At 35.2% G+C, this 12,865-nt stretch carries 10 protein-coding genes; all 10 read right to left on the bottom strand.

Features of this window, described 5'->3' with window-relative positions; translation table 11 throughout:
* Positions 1–60: 60 nt before the first annotated feature.
* The 10 genes from VK161_RS10070 to VK161_RS10025 all read right to left on the bottom strand — a co-directional run bounded on the left by VK161_RS10070 (position 61) and on the right by VK161_RS10025 (position 12,708).
* Positions 61–591: a mechanosensitive ion channel domain-containing protein gene (locus VK161_RS10070; RefSeq protein ID WP_324214651.1), complete on the bottom strand. Its 531-nt coding sequence runs from the start codon at positions 589–591 to the stop codon at positions 61–63.
* Positions 592–595: 4 nt separating this feature from the next.
* Positions 596–841 carry a hypothetical protein gene (locus VK161_RS10065; protein ID WP_324214650.1) on the bottom strand — a complete coding sequence of 82 codons (246 nt, stop codon included), beginning with the start codon at positions 839–841 and terminating at the stop codon, positions 596–598.
* Between the two features lie 38 nt (positions 842–879).
* On the bottom strand, positions 880–1,464 hold the full coding sequence (locus VK161_RS10060) for a Maf-like protein (protein ID WP_324214649.1): 585 nt from the start codon (positions 1,462–1,464) through the stop codon (positions 880–882).
* Positions 1,457–2,386, bottom strand: coding sequence for a geranylgeranylglycerol-phosphate geranylgeranyltransferase (locus VK161_RS10055; RefSeq protein WP_324214648.1), 930 nt, complete (start codon positions 2,384–2,386; stop codon positions 1,457–1,459). Before VK161_RS10055 ends, VK161_RS10060 begins: the two co-directional genes overlap by 8 nt.
* 27 nt (positions 2,387–2,413) lie before the next feature.
* Complete coding sequence (locus VK161_RS10050) at positions 2,414–2,941, bottom strand: HAD-IIIA family hydrolase (RefSeq protein WP_324214647.1); 528 nt, start codon at positions 2,939–2,941, stop codon at positions 2,414–2,416.
* Positions 2,925–3,686, bottom strand: coding sequence for a Rossmann-like and DUF2520 domain-containing protein (locus tag VK161_RS10045; RefSeq protein WP_324214646.1), 762 nt, complete (start codon positions 3,684–3,686; stop codon positions 2,925–2,927). The genes VK161_RS10050 and VK161_RS10045 overlap by 17 nt, the downstream gene beginning before the upstream one ends.
* 57 nt (positions 3,687–3,743) lie before the next feature.
* Entirely contained in the window at positions 3,744–6,611 is a 2,868-nt protein-coding gene (locus VK161_RS10040; protein WP_324214645.1) for a tail fiber domain-containing protein, read from the bottom strand.
* 96 nt (positions 6,612–6,707) lie between these two features.
* Positions 6,708–8,882, bottom strand: a complete 2,175-nt coding sequence (locus VK161_RS10035) for a hypothetical protein (RefSeq protein ID WP_324214644.1) — start codon at positions 8,880–8,882, stop codon at positions 6,708–6,710.
* 149 nt (positions 8,883–9,031) lie between these two features.
* Positions 9,032–9,655 (bottom strand): response regulator transcription factor, encoded by a 624-nt coding sequence (locus tag VK161_RS10030; protein ID WP_324214643.1) that lies wholly within the window; start codon positions 9,653–9,655, stop codon positions 9,032–9,034.
* A gap of 62 nt (positions 9,656–9,717) precedes the next feature.
* Positions 9,718–12,708, bottom strand: a complete 2,991-nt coding sequence (locus tag VK161_RS10025; protein ID WP_324214642.1) for a sensor histidine kinase — start codon at positions 12,706–12,708, stop codon at positions 9,718–9,720.
* Positions 12,709–12,865: the final 157 nt, after the last annotated feature.

Raw genomic sequence — 12,865 nt, 5'->3', positions numbered from 1 at the left:
TATAAGGTGTTACGCTTATTATATGATTTTTAGAAAAAGTTACAGAATCTTCAGATGAGCTTAATCAGTGTATTCTTTATCGTCTATTTTAGGATCGATAATGGAAATTCCTTTTTGAAGTAATAGATTGTTAGGATAAGTGATTCGTTCCCCATCAATGGTTTTTAAGTTGACGTGAAATGCATTGATGTCTTCAATTTCGGCTTGAATCGGAAAATCTTTATCATGAATTTTGATTACATCTCCAATTTTAAAAGGAAAGAAAAAGAATAAAATGATGCCTGATGTGATGTTACTCAAAATCGACCACTGGGCAAACATCGCTACACCAATTACGGTTGTAATGGAAGAAACGGTGAGTAAAATGTCTTTTTTCTGTACACCCCAAATTACGATTAAAGCAATTACAGCAATAATGTTAATGAGTAAATCGATGTATTTGATGACCAAGTTGGCTCGTTGTTCGATGATTTGGCTGGATTTAGCGTAACGTCGAACCAATTTTGCTATTAAAAATCGAAGTATAAAAACAACTACAATTACACTTATGGTAGCAATAACTTCAATAGTAAAATTCGAAAAAACATCCATGCGATTACAAATGACCAGTGTCAGAGCGTTGGTTAACGTATTTTAATTGGTGTTCGGCAACATAGTTACGGAACAACGAAAGTAAATTGTCGTAGTATTTTTGAAGGTTTTTAACGTTGACTTCAGGGTTGCTGTCTATCGGAACAGTAATGGGCATTTCATTTAAATACTTCAACAACTCGGGGTAATTTTCTTGAATCACCATCGTCACTTTCATAATTTTTGCATTGATTTCTTCTTCAGTCTCCATTTGTCTTGAAAATTTATTGAAATAAGTAGAACGTAAAATTACTTATTTAAAACGAAATTTTTTGTTAAATAATTATATACTTTTTCAGTAGGCAATCCAACTACATTGGTATACGATCCTTCAATTTTTGAAATACCAATTAATCCAATCCAATCTTGAATTCCATAGGCACCGGCTTTATCAAATGGTTGATCTTTTTTTAAGTAATAATGAATTTCTTCATCGGTAAAATCAGAGAAAGTAACTTTGGTCACTTCGTGAATTACTTCCGATTTTTCGGTCGTTTTAAAGCAAACGGAAGTGATGACTTCGTGAGTCGAATTGGACAACGATTTTAAAATCTGAAACGCATCGTCGTAATCTTTGGGTTTTCCTAAAGCTTTATTATTATGCCAAACGATGGTGTCGCTAGTAATCAGCAATTCATTTTCCGCTAAAGATTCGTTGAACGCATTAGCTTTTAATTCGGACAAATAATTGGTGATTTCTGCTGCCTTTAAATGTTCAGGGTAGACTTCTTCAACTTCTTTCAATCGAATTTCAAAATTAAAATCAAATTCCTTAAAGAATTGCTGACGTCTCGGCGAACCAGAAGCTAATATGATTTTGTATGCTTTATCCATGATGGTTGGTGTTGTAAGTAATTACAGCAATTGAAAGTATTCCGAATAGAATAATCCATTTTAAAACGGTACTGATGAAATGAAAATCGCTTTTCTCTTTGGCGGACCAAATTTTTACCAGACAAAAAATCAGCGGTGCTACAACCAATGCAGCTATATAAATAACACTAGTATACAGATTATGATTAAAAAGATAGTTCTGAATGTAAATTAAAAGATAAAGGGTAGGTAAAAGAAGTAATACAAAGGCAATTTTACTGGTTTTTTGGACGCCGATTAGTACAGGAAGTGTTCTCATACCTTGTGAATGGTCGCCTTTTACATCTTCACAATCTTTTATGATTTCACGTACCAGATTGATAATGAATGCGAATACGGCATAATCCAATAGGATTTCGAAAGCCATTTGCATTTGGTCTTTGTTGAAATCAAAAGTATTCGGATAAATATCAAAAATTCCTATTATAATGACACTAAAGGCAAGTACTGAAGCAACCACCAAATTTCCTATAAATGCAATCTGTTTCAATGTACTGGCATAAAAATAGAGTAGTGTAGCAACCAGTACAAAAATGACACTTAAATTGGAATGGTTGACTGTATTTGCAAGGATAAAACCAAGTGCAACACCAATAATAGTCAATGTTACATATAATGTATACGCTTTAGATTCCGATATGTATTTACCAACAATGACTTTTTCAGGATGATTTTCCAAATCGGTTTCTTGATCCATGATGTCGTTGATTATGTATCCGCCAGCAGCAATTAAAACAGTAGCAGCAATTAACATAGCATACTGCCAATACCACAGTGAAAGTGGAATTTGAATCGGTTCTAAATACCCCAATCGGAAAATGAGTTGCATTAAAGCAAGAAGTAATAAATTTTTGTATCGGATGAGCTTAAAAAAATGTAACATTCTTATAAATAATAGATTGTAGTCAGATTAATCGTGTTGGCCATTGTAATACGTATGCCATTTTCCTTGTGTTTTCATGGTTTGTTCGATGACATCTCGAACGGCACCTTTTCCGCCATTTTTATGCGAAATATAATTGGAAATGGCTTTTATTTCAGGACTCGCATCTTGTGGACAAGTGGGTAAACCGACTAATTGCATCACATGAAAATCAGGAATATCATCACCCATGTACAACACATTTTCAGGTTGAATATTGTATAATTCGACGTACTCTTTGAAAGTAGCTACTTTATCAGGTGAACCCAGATGAATATCGGTGATTCCTAAATTGCGCAATCGAATACGAACACCTTCGTTGCTTCCACCCGAGATAATGCAAACGTTGTAACCACTTTCTATGGCGGCTTTCATTGCAAAACCATCGCGAATGTGCATCTCTCGTAACATTTCACCTGTGGGAGAAACATGAACAGTTCCATCAGTTAAAACTCCATCCACATCAAAAATAAATGTAGTGATGGAATTCATAATTTCTTTATAACTTTTTGCCATGATCAATTATGGATTTGGTAAGAATTTTATAGATTTCTTTCTGATTTTCATCGGTTAAAATAGCCAGATGTTTATTGATTGTAGTGGAGTCGTTTCTTTTGGCTGGACCCGTTTGAGCATCAGTAGGAGCAAGCGTTTGAATCTTTTTGGCAGTTTCGTTAATTAACGGTTTTAAGATTTCAAACGGCACTTCATGTTCGGTACAAATATCGTTTCCAATTTTGTACAAGTGATTGGTAAAATTACTCACAAAAACCGCTGCAACGTGTAGTGATTTTCGTTGATCTGAATTGACATTGTACACATGATCCGAAAGACGGTTGGCTACTTCAGTTAAAAGTTGAAAATCAGCCTGATTTTGAGCTTCAATGCAAATTGGAACTGTGGTAAAATCAACTTCTTTTTTCTTGGATAGGGTTTGCAACGGATACAAAACAGCTTTCCGATTGGAATCGTTTAAATCTTCCATGGAAACACTTCCCGAGGTATGAGCCACCAATTTATCTGTGAAAATAAGTGAATTGGAAACACTCTGGATAGCGTCGTCTGAAACCGAAATGATGAACAAATGAGCTTCTTTTAAAGCGGCAATTTCAGAGGTAATTTGATCCGAAGATATCAAATGCGAAATAGTTTCTGGATTTCGAGCAAAAACCTGAACCAGTTCCAATTGATCGGATTTTACAATCGCTTTGATAAGATGTTGAGCTACATTTCCGGAGCCAATGATACTAATTGAAATCATTCGGCAAAAGTAGTAAAAAAGCAATCAACAATGAAGTACAACTACTTTAGAATGCTATTAGTTCTTGATTTTTTCTTCCAATAGCTTTAATCGCTCTTCCATCGATTTGATTTTTTCTTCCTGACTTTCGATTATTTTTTGCTGTTCTTGGATGGCTTTTACCATGGGTGAAAATAAGTCGTTGTAGCGCAAACTGTACATTCCATCGTCGTCTTTAGTCAGAATGCCAGAGTTGGTTACGCCCAATGAATTAAGAGTTTCTTCTAACTCTTGCGCTATAAATCCGTACTCCAATCTTTTGAGCGAATCATTTTTCCTCAAATACGATACTGGATTCAATTTTGTAATAAAATCAAGTCCTAAATTGGAAGGCATAATATCCGATTTCCATCTTCTATCCGAAGTAACGGATAAACCCACTTGACAGCCCAAATAACCAATAAAAATATTTCCCAACCTCATTTGGTCATTTCCAGCTGCATTGGGTACTTGTGCTGTATCTCCAATTCCGATGTTGTTGGAACCCGTCGTAACATTACTCAAAGCGCCTTTACCAACAGCAGTATTGTAACTTCCTCTTGAGTTGTACAATGCATTAATTCCGATAGCTGTATTGTCAAAGCCTCCAATATTGGCGAACAATGCGTTAATTCCAACAGCAGTATTGTTAAAGCCTGTACTGTTTGTATACAAAGCGTTGTATCCAATAGATGTATTATTAAAACCATTTTGATTGGTATAGAGCGAAAAATTTCCAACGGATGTATTTTGAATTCCAGATGTATTTGAGGCAAGACTATAGTAGCCCATAGCAGTATTATCGTTTCCTGTATTGTTGCTTCCTAGCGAATTGTTTCCAAAAGCTGAATTCTGATATCCTATTGTATTGGCGCCCAACGATGAAACACCGTAGGCTGCATTATTAATTCCTGTTGTATTACTGTACAATGAAAACATACCATTTGCGGTATTAGAATAACCGACAGTATTGTTATTTAAAGCATAAATACCAGTAGCTGTATTGTTAAATCCAGTTGTGTTAGTAGTAAGTGCATAGGATCCAATTGCCGTATTGTCTTGACCTGAAGTATTTGTAGTAAGGGCATTGTATCCAATTGATGTATTGTTGATGCCCGTTGTATTGGCGAGAAGTGAGTTCAAACCCAATGCTGTATTGTTAAATCCAGTATTATTTGGATTAGCGTTGAGTCCGAAAGAAGTGTTGTCGATAGTTAATCGACCAGCCATAGCATTGTTTCTTTTGAAAACAACATCAGCATTATCAGCAGTACCAATAAAATTAACACTCGGATTGGTTCCTAAATTTCCAGTTGTTTCCCATCCATTATCGCCATCTATTCCTTTCCATGAAGTAGATGAATTGTCCCAGTAATAAAAACCAGATTCTTTAGTGCCCGAAGTTGTGGTTAGAAAAACTAGCATTCCATTTTGATTAATAGTTGGGTTTACAGAAGGAAATGTATTGATTCGCGGAATAATAATTCCGTCTGTGTTTTCAGGAAAGTTACTGTTGGATGAATTTAAGTGAAGTCTGGCGCTAGGAGTGGTTTCACCGATTCCGATTTTTCCGAAGTTGATGTTGCCCATATCGCTACCATAAATGACATTATCAATAGACAATTGATTGGAACCAGAATTGTCGGGAACTTGTGCGCCGGAACCAATTGCAATGTTGGAATATCCAGTTGTTAAATTACTCATTGCGCCAGTCCCAATAGCTGTATTGCTATTACCTACATTCATACTTTCTAATGCCGAAGCTCCTAAAGCTGTGTTTCCCGAACCCGTTGTGAGTCTTGACGAATTCTGGCCAACTGCAGTATTTGAAAGACCAATACTATTGTTTTGTAATGCACTATGGCCGATGGAAGTGTTGTTGTTTCCAGTTGAGTTTGAATAAGCAGAATTCGCTCCGATGGAAGTATTTCGTTGTCCAGAAGAATTAAAATACAAGGATTGATACCCCATGGCAGTATTGAATCCACCGAGCACATTCATCTCCAAAGCATGGCTTCCTGTGGCTGTGTTGTAATTTCCAAAGGTGTTGTTATAAAGCGAATTATAACCCAAAGAAGTGTTTTCGAATCCTGCATCATTATTTAGTAATGAGTTTGCACCAACTGCCGTGTTGTAACTTCCACTACTGTTCAGAAAAAGACTGTTTTTTCCGATGGATGTATTTAAAGAACCTGAAAGATTGTTATTCAGGGCTTCATGGCCAACAGCAGTATTGTCGTTACCGTTTTCATTGAAAGCCAATGATTCCGATCCAATGGCGGTGTTGAAATTACCGGATGTATTACCCGCTAAAGAAAATGAACCAACGGCAGTGTTGCTCGAACCATTGGTGTTGTTGATCATTACATTACTGCCTATTGCAGTATTGTAATTTCCGACAGTGATAGAAGATAAGGAATGGTTTCCAAAAACAGCATTTTGCGCTCCAGTAGTAGTAGAATTAAAACTGCTGTTTCCAAAAGCAGTGTTGTAAGTAGCCAATTGTCCGGCCAAAATAGTATTTCGTTTGAATACTACATCGTTGTCATCTGTAGTACCCATAAAATTGGTGCTTGTATTGGTTCCAGTATTTCCTGAAACACCCCAACCTTTATCGCCACCCACCGATTTCCAGGTACTTGTTGTTCCATCCCAATAATAAAAACCAGGTTGATTCGAACCAAAAGCTGTCGTCAAAAAAATCATCATTCCGTTTTGGGAAGATGTTGGGATAGTGGCAGGGAAGTTGTCGACTCTCGGAATCAGTAATCCGTCGGTATTGGCTGGATTTATTGGGTTAGATGATCTAATATCTAAAACAGCACTTGGAGTTACAGTATTTATTCCAACTTGTGACCATGACTTAGATAAAAAACAAAGTGCAAACAAAAAAATAAACCGTTTCATGATTTTGGATGTTTGATTTTAGGGTAATTGAACAAAGTTAAATCACTAGAATAAAATTGTCAATCCACCTTTTGTATCATTTTTACCAACTAAAAACTAATTGATTGGCATGGCCAAGACACTCATGTATTTTCCATTAAAATCAACAGCAATTCCAGTACTAGTGCTTCTTCCTGAAACTCTTAAGGTATATGAACCAGGATTTAAATCAATCATGTAGTTTGAAAACGTACCGGTTGAATAGGTATCATTCAAATTGTAAAGTTGAACGGTAGTTCCGTTGAGAGGATTTCCATCCAATTCCAAACGAATTTCTCCCCAACCACCGATTACCGAAGCCAATTGCCAAGCATACATGTTAACTACAGCGTTTACCATTACTCTTGATCGTACGGGTAAGTTAATGACTGTTGTGATGCCTGGAATTTCTGAAAAACCAGTTCCATAGTTTTGGGTATAACAACTAATACTTGTACAGTTGTTTGAGGTTTGCCAGCTCAGCATTACGTTCCCCAAATTGCTCCATGAAGCGGTGCCACTTCCATCAGAAGTTAGTATTTTTCCGGCACCTTGTGTTCCATCGGTCATTTTAATTTTACCGATGACGTCTAACTTTTGAGCCGGATTTGTGGTTCCGATTCCCATATTTCCGGCATTTGTAACTACTGCTTGATCAACATTTCCAACTCTAAATCCAATATAGCCAGCTCCTGTATTTTGTTTGTTGATAAGTGCGAAGTTTCCATCAGACGAATGTAAAAACCCGTATCCCGTTGTGTTAGCTTGATTATAATGCGAAAACCCACTCCAAGTGGCACCATGTCCTAAATCACCAATAAACGTATTATTGATTCTAGCATTTCCATTTTGAACGTCCAATTTTTGAGTAGGTGTTATGGTTCCAATTCCAACATTTCCATTTACCAAACTCATAGCACGAACGGATCCAAATAAATTTCCTGCACCCGAACCGTTGGTGTAAAAATCCAATCGTCCAGTAAAGCCACCATTATCTCCATCTTCAATGTAAGCAGGACGCCATTCGCTACCCAATCCACGATCACTAATCATTGAAAAACGAGTTGGTCCAAAACCAGAGGTTGAGCTTAGTCTGATTTCGGTTGTTCCTGCGCCACTCACTTCTAATTTTGATAATGGGTTGAATGTGCCAATTCCCACATTTCCGTTTCCTTTTACACGCATCAATTCGTTAGAGCTGACTGAATTTACACCAGCAAAGAAAACATGATCGGCCAAAACAGAGTCGGTCTGATAGCGAAAAGTAGCACCATTAATTCCTAAACCATAATATTGATGGTCATTGTTATTGGTGTCGTATAACACTATTTTACGATTACCGGTTGAGTTTGAAAATTGCAATGGTGCATTGGGTGTTGAGGTTCCGATTCCAACATAATCTGAAATTGTTGAAGGATATAAATGACCTGAAACACTCCGTGACCAAAAAGAACTATTATTTTGCCATGCAGGTCCGCCTGCGGTTTGAGTTAACACTTGGCCAACTGTTCCAAAAGCAGTTGGAACTAATGTTCCATTGGCATCGGCTGCAACCATACGTGTTCCCACGCCAGCTAAATTGGATGAACGAATATTGCCATTAACATGAAGTCGTTCGAAAGGTGTTGTGGTTCCTATTCCAATATTTCCACCATTTAAGACAGTTAGTTTTGGGGAATTATTGGTGGTCAAATGAAGCGCACCAAAATTTCCACCATAAGTTCCAAACTCAATGTCTTCAGGATTTCCAGCATAACTTCCAAAGTAACCACGATTGATTCCGTTTTCTGCAAATGTGAGGTATAAAAAATCACCACCATCAAAAATAACCGGATTGGAACTTGAAGAAACCAAATGTAAATTGGTCTGCGGATTATTCGTTCCAATACCAACAAAATCGGTTAAAGTTGTTGGGTATAATTGTCCGAAACCACCTCTTGACCAAAGTTGAGGTGTATTGTTGTCAAATAATTTGGTCCATTTTGAACCATCCCAATAGTAGTAACCAACACCATTTCCTCCAGTAACTGCAGCATTTGTATTGTATACTAATAAACTAGTTGCTGGAGAAGATACAGGTGTTGTTCCATTGGAAATGTCAATTAAACTAACTCGGGGAATTAACACTCCAGATGAATTGGATGAAATATCTAAACTTGACGATGCGTTTGGGGTTGTAGTCCCGATTCCGACTTGGGAAAAGGAATTCCAAGACCATAAAAATAAAGTTGAAAGTAGTAGTAGTTTTTTCATAATGATTGTTGGAATTAACTGATTTTCAATTAATACTTAGTAGAATCATTACAAAAGTAGCGGTTGGGTTAGGTGATGTCAATCCACCTTTTGTATCATTTTTGCATAAAAAAACCGAGTAGAAACTCGGCTGATTGTATTGATTTGAATTACTTTCCGTACAGTTTATTCACCGCTTCGGTTTTATTTTGTACTTGTAATTTTTCGTAGATATGATTGATGTGACGTTTTACGGTGCTTATCGATATTGACAATTGATCGGCAATTTCTTTATATAAAAAACCTTTGCTCAATAATTCGAGTACTTCAAACTCGCGATGAGTTAGCAAATTTTCTACTTTTTTACTCGATAGATTGCTATTAAACGTATTGATTACTTTTCGGGCAATTGACGGCGACATCGGACTTCCGCCTTCACTTAATTCGATGATCGATTCGATGATTTTGTTTGGAGTAGTGTTCTTTAAAATATAACCGCTGGCACCCGATTTCAAGGCGTCAAATACTTGATCACTATCTTCATAAATAGTAAACATGATGAATTGTATTTGAGGAAATAGATTCTTAATGTATTTTAATGCATCGATTCCGCTTTTATCAGGAAGGTTGATATCGGATATCACTATATCGGGCATTAGTTGAGGTATTTCTAACATTGCTTTTTCAGCAGTGGTAAAATTTCCAATTATTGAAAACCGATGGTCTTTTTCGAGTAAATCAACCAAACCTTCATTGATTTCGGGAATATCTTCTATGATGCAAATTGTTAACATACTATAAATTTATAACAAAATTAAGAATATAGTTTTTCAAAAAAATAGTACTTTAGGTTGATTTATTTGATGGGAACAAATACGACTATTTTGGTGCCATTATCATTACTAAAATCAACTTTCCCGTCCATTTTTTCTACTCTATTTCGGATGTTTTTTAAGCCGTTTCCGTTGTTAGTATTTTCAATGTTAATTCCGCTACCATTATCGTGGATAATTAACTCAATATTTTTAGTACTTTGAAAAATGAACTCCACTTTTTTAGCTCCAGAGTGCTTCACTACATTGTGTAACGCTTCTTTAACAATCAGATAAATGTTTTTTCGAATGTCGCCTCTAATCTGTAATTTTTCATCAACGATTTTTGTGGTAAAATTGATTTCAAGGTCGTTTTCTTCGCAATACGTGTTGGCGTATCTTTTGAGGTAGGAAATCAGTTCAATAATAGAGTCGTTTTCAGATTTCATCGACCAAATCAGCTCACTCATGTTTTTAATAAGTTCTTTTGCTTTTTCTTGAATTTTGCTATTTGAATCCTGTTTCTGACTCAAATAGGCAATTGCTGTTAGGCCTGAACCCAAATCATCGTGCATGTCGTGAGCAATTCGTTCGCGTTCCAATTCGACCGCTTTTAATTTTTTAATTTCCGCTTCCTGTTGATTTACTTGAGCCAAATAATATCCTCGTTGAGTAAACCAAATGGTAAATGCAAGAAAACCAAAAACAAGCATCCAAAACCAAATGCTTTTCCAAAAAACCTGATGTACAACAATTTCGATTGATTTCAACTGATTGTTATCCGGTGTTTTGACATAAAAGGTATAATTTCCGGCAGGTAAATTGCTGTATCGAATGATTTGATTGCTTTGCCCAGAAATCCACGTTTTGTCTATTCCGTCCAATTTGTACAACAAATCATGTTGAATCAAACTCGAATTATAATTGATAATGATGGGTTTTAAGCTGAAGGTAGTTTGATTGTTTTTTAAGACTAAGGCTTTTTTTGATGAAAAATGAAGCGATTCTTCAGTGATTTTATCTTCAATTTTTAATTCATCAAATAGAATAATATCCTTGTTTTTAGAAGTATAATTTTCATTTGGATTGATGATGTTCAATCCGTTGGTTCCTCCGAAGAAAAGAACACCTTGGTTATTTTTTGCGAAAGCTTTGGTATTGAATTCATACCCTTGCAACCCATTACTCAAGTTGTAATGGGTAGTTTTGTCTTTATCAATATCAAATTTTGTAATTCCGGCATTATGGCTCACCCATAGATTTCCATTGTTGTCGGGTAATAAACAATACAAATACGAGTTGGTCCATTTGTCTTTAGAATTGTCCAAAACAACTTTATTGCTGCTTATGGTGTGTTTTAAAATTCCCAATGTTGAAGCAAACCAAACCTGATCACGATCTTTACAATACATATCCTTAATGCTGGCATTTATCAAAAATGACTTCATTTTTTTCAAACGATTGTTTTCGTAATTATACAAATCAAATCCTTTGTAAGGCCTACATACATAGAGGTATTTATTGTTTACTATGTAACATCGTAAGTAGGTTTCATTTTTATCAAAAACAGAGAAATTGGTCGAGGTTTTAAAATCTTTAGAGACTACATGAATACCTTTCTGAGCAGCAATTATGTAATGATTTTCGTCAAAAATAGTGATGTCGTTAAAAGTGTTGTTTTGTAATCCAGGGCAATTTATTTTGACTTCAACTATTTGTTTTTCCTTTATTCTTAATTCGTAAAGTTTATCCAATCCAGAGACAAATATTCTGCCATCAAAACCATTGTGCAAGTAAAGATCACCACCAAAATTGGTTCGGTTAAATGAGTTGATATTGGCTATTTTAGTAATGTTTTTTCCTTCTTGATTTACGGTGTAAAAATCGCCCGATTTGGTGTAAACCAAAACATCATTATTTTTCAAAGGCAATAAACTACAAATGTATTGGTCATTGATTATTTTGTTGGTCACATCCGATTTGGTAAAACTGTACTTGAACAACGAATTATTTTGATCATAGCACGCGATTCCTTTTCCCCAAAGCGTAAAAAACACATTTTCTTGTTGGTCTACAAACAATCGTTGAATACCATTTTTTTTGCATTCGTTTTGGTCTTCTTCAGAAAAAAAAGATTGTAAAAAAATGGTGTTTTTTTGAACGTCTAGTTTATAAATTTCGCCGTTTTTGGTACTCAACAAAAACTGTGAAGCATTGATGTCGTCAATAGCAGTTACATCGTTTTTAAATTGTTCTGATAAATAAGATGATATTTTTTTGGTTTTTAGGTCAATCAAACTCAAACCCGAATTAGTTCCGATGAGATAGGTGTTTTCGTTTATTTTTTGGAATGCTTTGGTATCAAAAGCGGTATTGTTATGGGTTATTTTAGGCTTACTCAAGTCGGATTTTGAGAATTCATAAACTCTGAAAGTAATTTTTGAGTCTACTTTGCCATCGTTTGGTTTTCCTTTGATGAATACGATATACGAAGAGCTAGTTTCAAATGTTTTGGATGAAAAGTTAGTGTACTTAAACGCTTTATCAACAAAAAAAAGTTTTGATTTATAGGAAGTAATATCAGTAATGTAAAAACGATTTCCTTTTTGAAATACCACCGAATTTTTAGTAGCAAAAAGCGGATAGTGATAGAAATTACTCTTATCGTCTACTTTAACGTGTTTGAATTTATTTTGATGGTACCGATAAATGTTCAAACAACTATTTCCGCCTGTCCAGATGTTTCCGTTTGCATCTTCAACAATGCCAATGGATAGATTTCCCAGAAAAGAACTTTTATCATTATAATCGTAGGTGAATTTTGTGATTTTATTACTGTCAAATTTATTAATGCCATCATAACTAGTAAACCACATAATACCTCTACTGTCTTGAAAAATATCATAACTAATAGCCTGACTTAATCCTTTTTCTGTGGTCAGATAAGTCAGAGGTGGTATTGAGTTTTGAGCAATTGAGAACAATTGAAAAAAAACAAATGCAAAAAATAAGTAGGTATTTTTTAAATGTTTCAAAGGTCTTTTTTGAGTAAAAATAATACTTGTAAATGTATTAAAAAATAGTACAAATGGTTGATTTTTGAATAAGTCTGTACATCTCTTAAAAAAGACTTAAAACGAGAGTAATTAATTCTATAAATCCACTTTTTTAAATTACTTTTGTGCGACTCAA

This window comes from Flavobacterium sp. (genome assembly GCF_035299245.1).
Taxonomy (GTDB): Bacteria; Bacteroidota; Bacteroidia; order Flavobacteriales; family Flavobacteriaceae; genus Flavobacterium.
The sequence above is the reverse complement of the archived record's forward strand: the minus strand, read 5'-3'. Positions and strand labels throughout refer to the sequence as shown.